The sequence below is a fragment of the Cutibacterium sp. LaCa_286 genome (assembly GCF_057198075.1).
Window position 1 is genome coordinate 924,606 of record NZ_CP191091.1, and the last position, 13,965, is coordinate 938,570.

At 63.8% G+C, this 13,965-nt stretch carries 14 protein-coding genes and 4 tRNA genes; 12 read left to right on the plus strand and 6 right to left on the minus strand.

What is annotated here, in order from left to right; translation table 11 throughout:
• Nucleotides 1-32 precede the first annotated feature (32 nt).
• Both ACP8JZ_RS03985 and msrB read right to left on the minus strand, forming a co-directional pair.
• Entirely contained in the window at nucleotides 33-608 is a 576-nt protein-coding gene (locus ACP8JZ_RS03985) for a DUF3000 domain-containing protein (protein ID WP_286321555.1), read from the minus strand.
• A 116-nt stretch (nucleotides 609-724) separates the two neighbouring features.
• The gene (gene msrB / locus ACP8JZ_RS03990; protein ID WP_306516974.1) at nucleotides 725-1,168 is read right to left on the minus strand and encodes a peptide-methionine (R)-S-oxide reductase MsrB; all 444 of its coding nucleotides are present in this window, start codon (nucleotides 1,166-1,168) and stop codon (nucleotides 725-727) included.
• A gap of 150 nt (nucleotides 1,169-1,318) precedes the next feature.
• On the opposite strand from msrB, the gene ACP8JZ_RS03995 reads away from it, so the two are divergent.
• A complete protein-coding gene (locus ACP8JZ_RS03995; RefSeq protein WP_484482729.1) occupies nucleotides 1,319-2,182 on the plus strand; it encodes a PPK2 family polyphosphate kinase in 864 nt (287 codons plus the stop codon).
• 212 nt (nucleotides 2,183-2,394) lie between these two features.
• On the opposite strand, the gene ACP8JZ_RS04000 is transcribed toward ACP8JZ_RS03995, so the two are convergent.
• The 4 genes from ACP8JZ_RS04000 to ACP8JZ_RS04015 form a co-directional block, all read right to left on the minus strand.
• Complete coding sequence (locus tag ACP8JZ_RS04000; protein WP_484482730.1) at nucleotides 2,395-3,135, minus strand: sirohydrochlorin chelatase; 741 nt, start codon at nucleotides 3,133-3,135, stop codon at nucleotides 2,395-2,397.
• 283 nt (nucleotides 3,136-3,418) lie between these two features.
• Nucleotides 3,419-3,493: transfer RNA gene (locus ACP8JZ_RS04005), tRNA-Val, on the minus strand.
• A gap of 1 nt (nucleotide 3,494) precedes the next feature.
• A tRNA-Cys gene (locus ACP8JZ_RS04010) sits at nucleotides 3,495-3,565 on the minus strand.
• 32 nt (nucleotides 3,566-3,597) lie between these two features.
• Nucleotides 3,598-3,670, minus strand: a tRNA-Gly gene (locus tag ACP8JZ_RS04015).
• A gap of 291 nt (nucleotides 3,671-3,961) precedes the next feature.
• Between ACP8JZ_RS04015 and ACP8JZ_RS04020 the strand changes: the two genes are divergently transcribed.
• The 11 genes from ACP8JZ_RS04020 (at nucleotide 3,962) to ACP8JZ_RS04070 (ending at nucleotide 13,889) form a co-directional block, all read left to right on the plus strand.
• A tRNA-Val gene (locus ACP8JZ_RS04020) sits at nucleotides 3,962-4,036 on the plus strand.
• A 232-nt stretch (nucleotides 4,037-4,268) separates the two neighbouring features.
• Nucleotides 4,269-5,333, plus strand: a complete 1,065-nt coding sequence (locus tag ACP8JZ_RS04025) for an NAD(P)-dependent alcohol dehydrogenase (RefSeq protein WP_306516971.1) — start codon at nucleotides 4,269-4,271, stop codon at nucleotides 5,331-5,333.
• 312 nt (nucleotides 5,334-5,645) lie between these two features.
• Nucleotides 5,646-7,697 carry a threonine--tRNA ligase gene (gene thrS, locus ACP8JZ_RS04030; protein ID WP_484482731.1) on the plus strand — a complete coding sequence of 684 codons (2,052 nt, stop codon included), beginning with the start codon at nucleotides 5,646-5,648 and terminating at the stop codon, nucleotides 7,695-7,697.
• 98 nt (nucleotides 7,698-7,795) lie between these two features.
• A complete protein-coding gene (locus tag ACP8JZ_RS04035; protein WP_036904248.1) occupies nucleotides 7,796-8,341 on the plus strand; it encodes an HIT family protein in 546 nt (181 codons plus the stop codon).
• Nucleotides 8,334-8,957, plus strand: a complete 624-nt coding sequence (pgsA, locus tag ACP8JZ_RS04040) for a phosphatidylinositol phosphate synthase (RefSeq protein WP_021105534.1) — start codon at nucleotides 8,334-8,336, stop codon at nucleotides 8,955-8,957. The genes ACP8JZ_RS04035 and pgsA overlap by 8 nt, the downstream gene beginning before the upstream one ends.
• Nucleotide 8,958: 1 nt before the next feature.
• Nucleotides 8,959-9,873, plus strand: coding sequence for an LpxL/LpxP family acyltransferase (locus ACP8JZ_RS04045; RefSeq protein WP_306516969.1), 915 nt, complete (start codon nucleotides 8,959-8,961; stop codon nucleotides 9,871-9,873).
• Between the two features lie 107 nt (nucleotides 9,874-9,980).
• Nucleotides 9,981-11,171: a glycosyltransferase family 4 protein gene (locus ACP8JZ_RS04050; protein WP_484484267.1), complete on the plus strand. Its 1,191-nt coding sequence runs from the start codon at nucleotides 9,981-9,983 to the stop codon at nucleotides 11,169-11,171.
• Nucleotides 11,159-11,818: a cardiolipin synthase ClsA gene (gene clsA / locus ACP8JZ_RS04055; RefSeq protein ID WP_371415857.1), complete on the plus strand. Its 660-nt coding sequence runs from the start codon at nucleotides 11,159-11,161 to the stop codon at nucleotides 11,816-11,818. The genes ACP8JZ_RS04050 and clsA overlap by 13 nt, the downstream gene beginning before the upstream one ends.
• A gap of 10 nt (nucleotides 11,819-11,828) precedes the next feature.
• Complete coding sequence (locus ACP8JZ_RS04060; RefSeq protein ID WP_306516966.1) at nucleotides 11,829-12,767, plus strand: DUF881 domain-containing protein; 939 nt, start codon at nucleotides 11,829-11,831, stop codon at nucleotides 12,765-12,767.
• A gap of 56 nt (nucleotides 12,768-12,823) precedes the next feature.
• Nucleotides 12,824-13,156 carry a small basic family protein gene (locus ACP8JZ_RS04065; RefSeq protein WP_021103270.1) on the plus strand — a complete coding sequence of 111 codons (333 nt, stop codon included), beginning with the start codon at nucleotides 12,824-12,826 and terminating at the stop codon, nucleotides 13,154-13,156.
• Nucleotides 13,149-13,889: a DUF881 domain-containing protein gene (locus ACP8JZ_RS04070; RefSeq protein ID WP_306516965.1), complete on the plus strand. Its 741-nt coding sequence runs from the start codon at nucleotides 13,149-13,151 to the stop codon at nucleotides 13,887-13,889. The genes ACP8JZ_RS04065 and ACP8JZ_RS04070 overlap by 8 nt, the downstream gene beginning before the upstream one ends.
• The last annotated feature ends 76 nt before the right edge of the window (nucleotides 13,890-13,965 follow it).

The following is a 13,965-nucleotide window of genomic DNA, read 5'->3' on the forward strand; positions in this document are numbered from 1 at the left end:
TCCGTCGAGAAACGTGTTGCATCTGCTCCCACTCACCTGGCTCGTCGGGGTGCGATGGAGACGACGCCGTCTGGAACGGGCTGGATCCCGCAGGTGAGGCACAGCAGGTCCTGCCATGCCATGAGATGATCGACGATGTCGTGGGTCTCCTCGATGTCGGGGGTCCATGAGGCGCGCAATTCGACACGATTCTCCTCGGGATCTCCCGCAATCTGCCCGAAGGAGTGACTCAGGACCGCCGTCGTCGTCCCCGCAGCCGCGCGGTAGGTGGTCTTCCGCTGGTCCAGGGCGTCGGTGAGCCACGACCACGCGACCTCGCCCAGCAGCGGATCGGTGGCGATCTGGTGGTCGACCCCAGCCCGGGACATCGTCACGAGCCGGTAATCGCCCTCCCAGGCTTCCTCCCAGAACGGCTGGTGGAGCACGATGAGTCGGCCACTTCCAATTTCCTCGCCATCGTGGGAGACGACGGCCTCAATGGCCATGCTGTCCTTGGCGATCCGCGTCGGGGCAGGAATCTCGCGCACGGTGAGGTCGTGGTGCCACGTCGTCTGTTTGATGACGTCACAGACCTGTGTGAACGGTGGGACGAATGGCTGAATGGACACGCTGACAGGCTAGTTGGCCGGTCATGGCCTGACAGGCAGGCTCGCCGGAGCAGTGCCCTGGCAGCAGTCCAGCTCGGATTCACGCCCCAACTCAGATCACGACAGTGTGCTGCGTATCAGTTCTGCGTGGGCTCCAGGCTCAGGCAGATGGAATTGATGCAGTAGCGCTGGTCCGTGGGCGTGTCGTAGCCCTCACCCTCGAAGACGTGGCCCAGGTGCGACCCGCAGTTGCGGCACCTCACCTCGGTGCGAGGTCGCCCCGGTATGGAGGTGTCGTGATGGTAGGTGACGCGGCCCTCGGCCATCGGTGCGAAGAACGACGGCCAGCCACAGTGCGAGGCGAATTTCTCGTCGCTACGGAACAGCTCACAGCCGCAGGCTCGACATCGATAGATGCCCTCGGTGGTGGTGTCGGTGTACTCGCCGACTCCCGGTGCCTCGGTTCCTGCCTCGCGCAGGACGTGGTACTCGGCGGCATTGAGGCGCTCGCGCCACTGCTGATCGGTCAGGTGCACGTGCGGAGTCTCAGGTGCAGGTTCGGTACTGGACTGGTTGGCCATGACGGATCTCCCTCCTGCGGGACGGTAGTGATTGATACTACGACCGAATGTGGCTTTCCCGGGAGGGATGGAATGTGCTGTGGGCCGAAAATCCCATGCACGTTCGACCACCGAGGTGCATGCGGCATCAGGGGTGATGACCATTGAGGCATGGCTCATGACATTGATGACGATCGCATGTTGCGCGATGTGCTGCGCTGCCCTCAGGCCCCGGTCGATCTCGCGGCGATCGACACCGGTGCCACCCCCAAGGCCCCCGGTGACAAGGAGACGACCAAGGACGCAGCTGCGCAGATGGGCGAGCAGCTGTCTGCCCTGCAGGAGCGGCTCTTCGCCCGAGGACGCGTCAATGCCGACTCGGCTCGTCGCGTCCTGGTGATTCTGCAGGGCATGGACACAGCAGGCAAGGGTGGGGTGGTGCGGCACACCTTTGGTCTGCTCGACCCGCAGGGTGTTCAGCTGGCGGCCTTCAAGGCCCCGACCAAGGAGGAGCTGTCCCACGACTTCCTGTGGCGGATCCGCCGCGAGCTTCCCGACGCCGGGATGATCGGCGTCTTCGATCGATCACACTACGAGGACGTCCTCGTGGCTCGGGTGGACGAGCTCGTCGAGCCAGAGGTGTGGCGCAGGCGTTACGACCGCATCAACAGGTTCGAGGCCGAGCTGGCGGCCAGTGGCACCGTCATCGTCAAATTCTTTCTGCACATCTCGCCCAAGGTGCAGCAGGAACGTCTGGTGGCTCGGCTGGACGATCCGGAGAAGCATTGGAAGTTCGATCCGAGTGACATCGCTGCGCGCGCGAAGTGGGGCGACTACCAACAGGCGTACACCGGCGTGTTGGAGCGGTGCAATCCGGACATTGCGCCCTGGTACGTCATTCCCGCTGATCACAAGTGGTATCGCAACTGGGCGGTGGCACAGATCCTTCTGGAGACACTGCGTTCGATGAACATCACCTGGCCCGCCGTGGACTTCGATGTCGACGAGCAGCGCCACAAACTACTCGGGGACTGAGTTTCGGAGCGCCATGAGGTGTGGTGGAAGCACTGCGGGGCCACCGGGGTGGTCGAGACAGGGGCTCACGGAATGGGGGTTGGCGCGGTCCACGGCTCGACGTTGCCTGACAGGTGCCACCTGGTGCCGAGACAAGGTTGACGGGGTGGTGCGCGGGTCCTGACTTGGTGCCCGTGCCGGGGGAACCTCCCGACGCTCTAGGTGCGACTGACTCAGTCCTCGGGGCTCGCCACCATGCCCAGGGCAGCTGAGCAGTACCGCTGGAATGCCCAGGCCGCCAAGTGCGCATCGTCCCCGACGGGGGCCCCGACCACCTCTGCGCCGGCGGCCCGGGCTCGTCGGTCGTGTTCCCGCGTGGCGGAGTCCTCGCACACCCACAGCGATCCCACGGCGATGTGACGGCGTCCCTCCCGGCGCAGGTCGGTGACGACGTCGGCGATACCGCGGGTCTGCACTCCGTGGGTCGCCAGGCGGGTCGGTAGGTGGTGATGTTGGGACCACAGTCGCGACATGCGCGAGAGCATCGCAGCTCCACGCTTGTCACCGCCGTCGGGTGCCGACAGTACGAGGGCGTCGATCTCCTGGCTGTGCGCCCGGTGGGTTGCTAGACGGAGTCGTGAGTCGACGATGTTGAGCAGGGCTGGTGCCGGGCCAATGGGCTGGGCAACCGTCACCTTGAGATCAGGGTGGTGCGAACCGATGTGCTCACCCAGATCGATGATCTGGGAACTGGTCGACTGCAGATGGGTGAGATCCATGGGCACGAGGACGAATTCTTCCCACTTCGGATGGATCTTGGGAGCGGTGAACTTCCCGTTGGCCGACACGAAGGCAGCGGTGGTGGTGATGTGGGGATGCAGTGCTGAGATGCGTTGGCGCATTCGTAGAGCTGCGATTTTGGCGCGGGCATCAGCAGCCGAGGGCAGAGCCAGACCAAGAATGGGAGCGCTCATGGACCTCGTCCTCCCCTCAGTTCTCGCTGTGATCGATTGGGGACATCTTCTCACGGTACGGCATACGCCTCGACCAGTGGGTCGGAAAACGGTTGCGCCGACTCGCCCCGGACTGCGGAGACTGGGCTGCGAAAGAGCCCAGTGCATCGTGTGGCAGCAGATGGTCAGGGGTAGTGACAACAGGGACATCGCCAGTCCACAGGAGTGGCAGGGGAACGGTCAATGACCGCACGGCAGACATGAAAAAGTCCTCAGCTGGTCCTTCGTCGACAGCTGAGGGATATGGTGGGCGATGCCAGGTTTGAACTGGCGACCTCTTCCGTGTCAGGGAAGCGCGCTACCGCTGCGCCAACCGCCCGAGGTGGAGACGGGATTTGAACCCGTGTATACGGATTTGCAGTCCGCTGCCTCGCCTCTCGGCCACTCCACCGGAAGTGTGGATAGGTCGAAAGACCTTCTCCGAGCGGACGACGGGACTCGAACCCGCGACCCTCACCTTGGCAAGGTGATGCTCTACCAACTGAGCCACGTCCGCATGTCGTTTCCTTTGGGGCAACCCGCCGGGCGACGAGAGAAAACATTAGAGCAGGTTGATGGGCAATGCAAGTCGGGATCTGTCCAGTTGCCTTCAAAAACCCTGTCAATGGGTTGAAATACCTAGTCAGAGAGAAGAAAAATTTTTCTGCGATGGTGCTCGGTACGCCGTTGCGCGGTGCGGCGGGAGTGAGGTCATGGTCGGAGGATCCCGGACATCGTGGCGATCATGGGTTGTCATTTCTCCCGATGTGGACGAATCGCCTCGGGTTCGATAGAGTACTTCCTCGCTGGGCGGTTGGCGCAGTGGTAGCGCACTTCGTTCACACCGAAGGGGTCGCGGGTTCGAACCCCGCATCGCCCACCAGACATGGGGTCACGAAACCGTGGCCCCATTCTTCGTGTCGGGTGGAATGGCCCATGCCACGGAGGCGCCCCTCCACGCTCTTGGCCGCACTCTGCTTCATCGGGAGTTCTGCTCCTTCGAGGGTTCGGCGTGCCATGCATCCCTGCTGTCTGCCTTGTTGCTCACTAGGATTGGAGCCGAGCCTGGTGGTCCTCCAGGCTGGATCGAACCACGGAGATCGAGGCGAGAAATCATGCCCTTCACTGTCAAGGCCCTTCAGAAGGCTTCTGCAGACGAACCATTCAAGGTCGTGGAGATCGAACGTCGTGATCCACGCGTCGACGACGTCGTCATCGACATCAAGGCTGCCGGAGTGTGCCACTCGGACATCCACACCGTGCGCAACGAGTGGGGACAGGCGCATTTTCCGTTGGCCGTCGGTCATGAGATCGCCGGCGTCGTCTCGGCAGTGGGGGAGGGCGTCACCAAGTACCAGGTGGGCGATCGTGTGGGTGTCGGCTGCTTGGTGAACTCCTGTGGTGAGTGCGAGCAGTGTCGCAACCACCAGGAACAGGCCTGTCTCAACGGCAACGTCGGCACCTACAACTCCACCGACGTTGACGGCACGATCACCCAGGGTGGCTACTCGCAGAAGGTCGTCGTCAACGAGAACTTCGTGTGCCGCATCCCGGACTCCCTGGACTTCGACGTCGCGGCTCCGCTGCTGTGTGCCGGCATCACCACCTATTCGCCGTTGGCGAACTGGAACGTGCACGAGGGACAGAATGTGGCAGTGCTCGGTCTGGGCGGACTGGGGCACATGGGAGTCCAGATCGCCGTTGCCATGGGGGCGAACGTAACCGTTCTGTCGCGTACCACCAGCAAGGAGGCCTACGCCAAGGAGCTCGGCGCCAGCAGGCTCCTTGCCACCAGCGAACCCGACTTCTTCACGAACCACCGTGGCGAGTTCGACTTCATCCTCAACACCATCAGCGCTCCTATCGACCTGCGCGGCTACCTGGGTCTTCTCAAGCCGTTCGGTGCCATGGTGCTCGTCGGACTGCCCCCGGAGGGTCTGGAGATCAGTGCCAGGAATCTCATTGCTGGCGACAAGGCGTTGGCCGGCTCCAACATCGGCGGTATCGCGCAGACCCAGGAAATGCTTGACTTCTGCGCCGAGCATGGCATCGGGGCCAAGATCGAGAAGATCGGCGTCCATGACGTCGACGCTGCCTATGATCGCGTCGTCGCCGGCGACGTGCGGTCCCGTTTCGTCATCGACACAGCTGGCTTCGAGGATGCTGCGCTGGAGGCCTGATCCCCGGCCTCGGGCAACGAATTCGCGTACCGCCGAGTTCGTGACGTGATCTCGGGTGACGTGGCCGTGGCAGCCACGCCACCCGGTGTCGGTCACGGGAATGCGCACGTCCCGGTGCTGAGCACATGTCCATGCAGGATGGATTGCTGCTGCACTTTCATGCACTGGGGCTGCCGGTTCACAGTTCGACACTACTCACCACTACTCTGTGTTCAGACATGATTGCCAGTGACTCCCCCGAATGAGGCGAGTCGCACCACGAGACCCACCGCGGACCAGGTATGCCCGTGGCTTGACGAAGGGAAGATCCACGTGTCCATCTCCATCACCGTGATTCGGGACGACCAGCAGCAACAACACGTGGTGGACACCGGAACCACTGGTCTGGACCTGTTCGGAAGAAATCGTGATGTCGTGGCCATGCGCATCGCAGACACCCTGCTCGACCTGCAGCGTGAGATCCAGGACGGTGACGTCGTCGAACCCGTGCTCGCCACCAGTCAGGACGGGCTCAACATCATCCGACATTCCTGCACCCACGTCATGGCCCAGGCCGTCCAGGAGCTGTACCCCGACGTCAACCTTGGTATCGGGCCGTTCATCACCGACGGTTTCTACTATGACTTCGGCAACATCAGCGCAATCACCCCAGAGATCATGAAGGATCTCGAGAAGCGCATGAAGCGCATCGTCAAGGAGAACCAGCGCTTCGTGCGTCGTGTGACGACCGAGGAGGAGGCCCGCGTCGAGCTCGCCGACCAGCCGTACAAACTCGAACTCGTCGGCTCCAAGGGCAACCATGAGGCCGAGAGTGCGTCGGTGGAGGTCGGGGGAGCCGAACTCACCATCTATGACAACGTCCGGAGGGACGGGGCGACGGCCTGGAAGGATCTCTGCCGGGGCCCGCACGTGCCCTCCACCAAGTATCTGGGCAACGGCTTCGCCCTGACGAAGTCGTCGGCCGCCTACTGGAAGGGCGACCAGGCCAACGACCAGCTGCAGCGCATCTACGGCACGGCCTGGGCATCCAAGACGGATCTCGTCGCCTACCAGACCCGCATGGCCGAGGCCGCCCGGCGTGATCACCGCAAGCTCGGTGCCGAACTCGATCTCTACTCCTTCCCCGAGGAGGTCGGTCCGGGGCTCGTCCTGTTCCACCCCAAGGGTGGCATCCTGCGCCACATCATCGAGGACTACGTCACCCAGCGCCACCTGGCTGCCGGATTCGACTTCGTCCACACCCCCGAGATCACCAAGGGCGGTCTCTTCCACACCTCGGGGCACCTGCCGTACTACGCGGACACGATGTTCCCCCCGATGCTCGCCGACGAGGAGCGTGACGCCGAGGGCAACGTCACCAAGGCCGGCCAGGAGTACTACCTCAAGGCCATGAACTGCCCGATGCACAATCTCATCTTCCGCTCCCGGGGGCGCTCCTACCGAGACCTGCCGCTGCGGTTCTACGAACTGGGCCACGACTACCGCTACGAGAAATCCGGAGTCGTGCACGGGCTGACTCGTATGCGTGGGTTCACCCAGGACGACTCGCACACCTACTGCACCCCTGAGCAGGCTGGCGATGAGATCACGATGCTCATCAACTTCTTCCTGTCGGTGCTGCGTGACTTCGGGCTCAACGACTTCTACCTCGAGTTGTCCACCCGTGACGACGACAAGCATGCCGACAAGTTCATCGGTTCTGACGAGGACTGGCAGACTGCCACGCAGATCCTGCGCGAGGCCGCCGAATCGACGGGGCTGCCGCTGGTGCCCGATCCGGGCGGTGCTGCCTTCTACGGCCCCAAGGTCTCGGTGCAGGTGAAGGACGCCATTGGACGCACCTGGCAGATGTCGACGGTGCAGTACGACTTCAACCAGCCAGAGCGGTTCGGGCTGGAGTACACCGCACCGGACGGGTCGCGACGCCGCCCGGTGATGGTCCACTCCGCCAAACTCGGTTCGGTCGAGCGGTTCATCGGCGTGCTCGTGGAGCACTACGCCGGGGCCTTCCCGGTCTGGCTCGCGCCGACCCAGGTGCTGGGCGTGCCGGTCGCCGAGGAGTTCGACGACTACCTCAAGGGCTTCGCAGCCCAGCTGCGGCAGGTCGGCATTCGCGTCGACCTCGACACCTCCAACGACCGATTCGGCAAGAAGATCCGCAACGCCACCCAGACCAAGGTGCCGTTCATCGTCATCGCCGGCGGTGAGGATCGCGATGGGGGGACGGTCTCGTTCCGATTCCGGGACGGTTCCCAGCTCAACGGTGTGCCCCGTGCCCAGGCAGTGGACCTCATCAAGGCATGGGACCAGGCCCGCCGCAACGACTCGCCGGACTCCGAGAACGTCCGTACCGTCCAGGAGTGATGACGATGAACACATCACAGGAAGGGGCAACACCGGTCAACCGTCGCGTGGATGGTGATCGGTCCAGTGGTCACCAGCCCAGCACACCTGACGAGGTGATGGTGGAATTCGCCGAGGACATGGTGGGGGTTCCCGATGCCTTCGGCAGGTTCTGGACCCCGCACCGGATGGCCTACATCGGTGGGGAGAACAAGCCCAAGACCTCCGATGCCGGCAAGGCCTGCCCGTTCTGCTCCTCGCCGCAGCGTGACGATGCCGAAGCCCTCATCGTCCATCGCGGTGCGACCTGCTACGTCATCATGAACCTCTACCCGTATGGTCCGGGGCACATGTTGGTGTGCCCGTATCGGCACATCTCCGGCTACATCGACGCCACCGACGAGGAGGTTGCCGAGATGGCCGAGCTCACGCGCACGGCCATCCGGGTGCTCACCGACGTGAGCCATCCGCAGGGATTCAACATTGGTATGAACCAAGGGGCCGCCGGGGGAGCGGGAATCGCCGCGCACCTGCACCAGCACGTCCTGCCCCGCTGGGTGGGTGACACGAACTTCCTGCCCATCGTGGCCGGTGTACGTGCCGTACCACAGTTGTTGTCCGACGGACGCGATCTTCTTGCCGACGCCTGGGAGAAGTATGCTTGAGCGGTTTCGTCAGGGGTGGCAAAAGGTCATGCGGCCACTGGCCTCCGGCCTGCTCGCCATGCACGTCACCCCCGACATGGTCACGTGGATCGGTACCATTGGCGCAGTCGTCATGGCACTGGTCTGCCTGCCACAGGGGTGGCTGTGGCAAGGGGCACTGCTCATCACGCTCTTCATCTTCTCCGATTCCCTTGACGGCAACATGGCTCGTCAGCTCGGTCGTACCTCCCAGTGGGGTTCCTTCCTCGACTCCACCCTCGACCGGTTCGGGGACGGGGCGGTCTTTGCCGGGATCGCGCTGTACTACGCAGGTCCCGGCCACAGCACGCTGTGGTGCGGGGTGGCTCTGGCGGCGCTCATCCTCAGCTTGGTCACGTCATACGTGCGAGCCAAGGCGGAATCATTGTCCATGGACGCCAAGATGGGCATCGCCACCCGGGCGGATCGGCTGCTCATCAGCTTGGTTGCCGTGGAGATCACTGGACTGGCACGAGTCGGCGTCCTTGCGCACTGGTTCTGCTGGGCACTTCCGGTGGGGCTGTGCTACCTCACCGTTGCCGGCGCCATCACCGTGGGGCAACGCATGACGGCCGTGAAACGGCAGTCGGAGTCATGAGATGACGCCAGCCGTGCGGCCCCGACGCCGTGAGCACTCCCAGGGTACGGATCTGGCGGTACGAGCCTGGCTCATGGCCCGGCTCGCCCAGGTGCCAGCACCGGTGTGGCAGCCACTCTCGCGAGTCGCGGGAACCGTGCTCGCCCACCGTCCGGTGACTGGTGTACGGCAGTGGCAACTCAACGCCCAGGCCATGACCGGAGCCATCCCGAGCAGCAGGTGCACGGCCCGGGCCGTTGACTCGTGGACCCGTACCCTCATGACCTCGATGCAACTTCTACGGTGGTCCACCGATCACATCGACCGCTCGGTCCATGTCGATGCTGAGCAGTTCGACCGGTTGCGCAGCGAGTACCTGTCGCGTGGGGCAGTTCTGGCCCTGCCGCACATGGGGTCCTGGGACTTGGCCGGGGCCTGGGTGGCCAGACGCGGCTTCTCCCCGAGTTCCGTCGCGGAGAATCTTCCGAGGGCACAGTTCGAGTTGTTCTGCCGCACACGGGAGCAGCTGGGGATGAGGATTCGTGGACATGAACGGCACGGTCTCGTCAATCTGCTGCGTGACGACATCGCCGAGGGACGCACCGTCTGTCTGGTCGCCGATCGCGATCTCACTGGACGCGGCGTCCCGATCGTCTGGCAGACGCCGGATGGTCCGGTTCCTGCCACCATGCCTGCTGGCCCGGCCCTGCTGGCTGCCACGACCGGGGCTGCCCTGGTGGGGGTGTGCTGCCACTACGACAGCACCACGACGATGCACATCGATCTCTCGGACCCGCTGGATCTTGGGCCACGGCCACTTCGTGACCAGGTTCGGCGCACCACGCAACAGCTCGCCGACTGGTTCGCCCCCCACATTCGTCGTCATGTCGTCGACTGGCACATGATGCAGCCGTTCGTCCCGGGGGTGAGGGCTTGATGGCCTCGGGACGCCAGCCTACACGCTGCACTCATTCCAGACCTGCGCGACACGGTCCAGATTCCCGGCAGGTTCCCGACACCCCCTGCCTGCACGCTCACAGCTGGTTGCGGATCGGTCTGGTCTGCCCCTACAACTTCTCCTACCCCGGGGGAGTGCAGAATCACGTTCTGGGGCTGGCCGGTTGGTTGCGCAGCCACGGCCACATCGTCCACATCCTGGGACCGGGACACCCTGGACGGGATCGTCTGGAGGGGTTCGGGCTCCCGACCGAGTGCTTCACCTCGTCGGGGCGCACGGTTGCCGTCACGGTCAACGGGTCGGTGGCGCGAGTGGGATTCGGTGTGCGGACCGCCATGCGAGTGCGTGCCTGGCTCGACGCGCACAGCTTCGACGTCCTGCACGTACACGAGCCGATGACTCCGTCGAGCTCACTGCTGACCTTGTGGAATGCCGATTGTCCTCTGGTGGCGACTTTTCACGCCGCAACCGTCGACACCCCGGTGATCCGTGCAGCTCGCAAGGTGACCCCGTCGTCCATCGCACGCATCGACGATGCCATCGCCGTCTCCGCAGCTGCTGCAGCCACCGCACGTCGGTGTTGGGGGGTGGAGCCCACCATCATCGGGAACGGGGTCGATGTGTCACGGATACGCCGCCTGTCCACCTCTGCTGCGGGCACGTCACACGATCCAGCTGGGTCACCGTGGCGCAGCGGACGCCCCACCGTCATGTTTCTGGGGCGCTTCGACGAGCCACGCAAGGGATTCGAACATTTCGCGGCCGCCATCGACCAGGTTCGTCATGAGTTTCCTCGTCTCGACCCCGTTGTCGTGGGGCCGGGGGTGCCTCCGCACGGCACCGGTCTACGGTTCACCGGCCCACTTCCCGATGCAGAACGTGACAAGATGCTTGGCAGGGCCGATGTCTACGTCGCTCCCAACACCGGGGGCGAGTCGTTCGGGATCGTTCTCGTGGAGGCCCTGGCAGCTGGGGCCGACGTGGTGGCCAGTGATCTGCCTGGGTTCCATGAGGTGCTCACCACCCGTGACGGCGTTCTCGGAGCCCTGGTGCCGGTAGGAGACGCCGATGCCCTGGCCGCAGCGATTGGTGCCGCGTTGCAGCGCCGTGCCCGTGGGCTTGGCGCGGAGCAGGCAGGGGTGCGACGGGCCCGGGACTTCGACTGGGACACCGTGGCACCTCAGGTCGTTGCGCGGTACCTGCGTGCCATCGACGTGCGACACGAACGTTCCGAACACAGATCCAGCTGGACAAAGCGCTTAGGGTGGAAGACGTGACCGACGAGATCGAACAGACTGGTGCGACCTACGACACGGACGCCTTCTGGACGGTCCCCAACGTGCTCTCGGTGATCCGACTACTGGGGGTACCGCTGTTCATCTGGCTCATCGTGGGGCCACGAGCAGACGTCTGGGCAGTGGTCGTGCTGGCAATTGCCGGGCTCACCGACCTGCTTGACGGCAAGATCGCCCGCCGGTGGCATCAGGTGTCGCGGGTGGGGCAGATGCTCGACCCCATTGCCGATCGCCTCTACATCTTCGCCATCGTCGTCGCCCTGCTGGTGCGTGGCGTGGTACCGCTGTGGATCGTCGTCGCCCTGGCAGCTCGTGACCTCATGCTGCTGTGTCTGGTGCCAAGCCTGCACAGCCGTGGATTCACCTCGCTGCCGGTGCACTTCGTCGGCAAGGCAGCCACGTTCTGCCTGCTGTACTCCTTCCCCCTGGTGCTGCTCGGCCACATGGGAGGTGGGTGGACGATTGCCCGGATCATCGGCTGGGCCTTCGCCCTGTGGGGCACCGGGCTGTACTGGTGGGCTGGAATCCTCTACGTCCGTCAAGCCATTCACTTGGTTCAGACCCTGCCACCGCTGAGCTCGCAACAACCTGCTTCCACATCCGGATCTGCCTCGGTGCACAGGAAGTGATGTGGCGGCCATGACGGATGAGGAGGATCAGGTACCCATCGACCCCACATCGGGTCGGCGTGCGGACTGGACGATGGATCTGCTGCGTGAGATTCGCGAGCAGGCCGTCGATCCCAGCTATGCCGCTGTGACGCAGGCCGAGACACGAGCGACGCAGGCCGACCGACGACACGACCAGGACGACCATGGGCAGTCTGCCTCCCACACTCAGGAGAACGGGTCCACTGCCTCCGACCAGGACACTCCACCGGCCGCTCCTGATCGCAGACGTCGCCGCCGTCTGCACGTGGGGACCATCGCAGTACTGCTCATTGCCGGACTGGGGTTGGGCACGGCATGGCGCACCACGGCCCTGCAGCAGCCGGTCACGGCGGCGGAACGTGGCGATCTGGTGAGACGGGTGGAGGCGGCACAGGCTCACCAGGCCGATCAGCAACGTCAGATCTCCGAGCTGGAGGGTGAGGTGCATCGCATGAGGGTCCGGGCGGGTACGTGGTCCGCTGCTGCCGAACACCAGTCCAAGCAGGCCGATGCGGCGGCGGTCAGCAGGGTGAGCGGTCCCGGGGTGAAGATCACGGTGGATGACTCCAAGGCCTCCTCGGAGGAGGGCAGGCTCACCGACACCGATCTGCGACAGGTGGTCAATGGCCTGTGGGGCAGTGGGGCGGAGGCCATCGCCATCAACGACCGTCGTCTGTCGAGCAAGACAGCCATCCGCACCGCTGGATCGGCGATCACCGTCAACTACGCGTCGATCTCGGCTCCCTACGTCATCAAGGTCATTGGTCCGGCGCAGACCCTGCCGGGCCAGTTCGCCCAGACCGATGGTGGAACCATCCTGCAGTACCATTCCGACAATTTCCGGGTTCGTTACCAGATGGAGACGCTCGATGCGCTGACTCTTCCCGAATCGCACAATGTGTCCGTGTCCTACAGTGAACCGCGGTAGGTTTTTGACGAGTCACAATTGGGTCGTGACGTGATGGACAGGCGAAAGGAACCGAGATGCTCGCAATTCTAGGACTGGTTGTGGGCGTGATTCTTGGCCTGGTGCTCCATCCAGATCTGTCCCCGGCCCTGCAGCCGTACCTGCCCATCATGATCGTCGCCGCCATGGATGCACTGTTCGGTGCGTTGCGCGCCTACCTGGCCCACACGTTCTCCGATCGGGTGTTCATCATCTCGTTCATCTCCAACGTGCTCATTGCCGGACTCATCGTGTGGGTGGGTGACCTCATCGGGGTGGGCTCGCAGCTGTCGACCGCGGTGGTCGTCGTACTGGGAATCCGGATCTTCACCAATGCGGCAGCCATTCGACGGGAGGTGTTCCATGCCTGAGCCGCACCGGCACCACATCTCCTGGCAACAGCTGCGTCACGATCTGGCCCGGCCGGCGAAGGGACAGATCGCCGTGGCCCTCATCCTGTGCCTGTTCTCCATGGTGCTCGTCACGCAGGTGCGCCATCGTAGTGCCCAGGACGAGTATGCCGCGATGAGCAGGTCTGACCTCATCACGGTGCTGGATCGACTGTCCACCTCCTCGCGGCAGCTTGACTCCGAGATCGCCGATCTGCGCGAGACCAAACGTCAGCTGCAGTCGGGTGCGGATTCCCACAAGATTGCCGAGAAACAGGCCGCCGAGGAACAGCACCGGTTGCAGGTGATGTCCGGTACGACCCCGGTGAGTGGTCCCGGAGTGACGATCACCATTCATGATCCGCGTGACAAGGTCACCTCCGACCTGCTCCTCAACGCCGTCGAGGAGCTGCGGGATGCCGGCGCCGAGGCCATTGCCGTCAACTCGGACATTCGAGTGGTGGCCAACACATGGTTTGGCCGGGACGCCAATGGGCTCGTCGTGTCGGGGAAAAAGGTGAGACGACCCATGACCCTCACCGTGCTCGGTGAACCACACGCACTCACCGAGGGCGCGAAGTTTCGTGGTGGACTGGTGTCCCAGGTGGAATCTGCGCAGGTCGGTGGTTCGGTGAGCATCACGCCGTCGGATTCGCTGACCATTTCTGCCGTTGTGAAGCCGACACCAATGTCTTTTGCCACTCCAGTACGGTAGTTACCACTACAGTAGTTTTTGAATACCTCAGTGACGATCAGGGATTTCCCGTTGCGTCACCACTGCACGATCTCCA

Coding starts and splice junctions, on each gene's coding strand:
- ACP8JZ_RS04070 (WP_306516965.1), top strand. CDS start 13,149: ATGCCTGAGCCGCACCGGCACCACATCTCCTGGCAACAGCTGCGTCAC.
- msrB (WP_306516974.1), bottom strand. CDS start 1,168: ATGGCCAACCAGTCCAGTACCGAACCTGCACCTGAGACTCCGCACGTG.
- ACP8JZ_RS04035 (WP_036904248.1), top strand. CDS start 7,796: ATGGTGGAATTCGCCGAGGACATGGTGGGGGTTCCCGATGCCTTCGGC.
- ACP8JZ_RS04065 (WP_021103270.1), top strand. CDS start 12,824: ATGCTCGCAATTCTAGGACTGGTTGTGGGCGTGATTCTTGGCCTGGTG.
- ACP8JZ_RS04045 (WP_306516969.1), top strand. CDS start 8,959: ATGACGCCAGCCGTGCGGCCCCGACGCCGTGAGCACTCCCAGGGTACG.
- ACP8JZ_RS03995 (WP_484482729.1), top strand. CDS start 1,319: ATGGCTCATGACATTGATGACGATCGCATGTTGCGCGATGTGCTGCGC.
- ACP8JZ_RS04060 (WP_306516966.1), top strand. CDS start 11,829: ATGACGGATGAGGAGGATCAGGTACCCATCGACCCCACATCGGGTCGG.
- pgsA (WP_021105534.1), top strand. CDS start 8,334: ATGCTTGAGCGGTTTCGTCAGGGGTGGCAAAAGGTCATGCGGCCACTG.
- ACP8JZ_RS04000 (WP_484482730.1), bottom strand. CDS start 3,135: ATGAGCGCTCCCATTCTTGGTCTGGCTCTGCCCTCGGCTGCTGATGCC.
- ACP8JZ_RS04025 (WP_306516971.1), top strand. CDS start 4,269: ATGCCCTTCACTGTCAAGGCCCTTCAGAAGGCTTCTGCAGACGAACCA.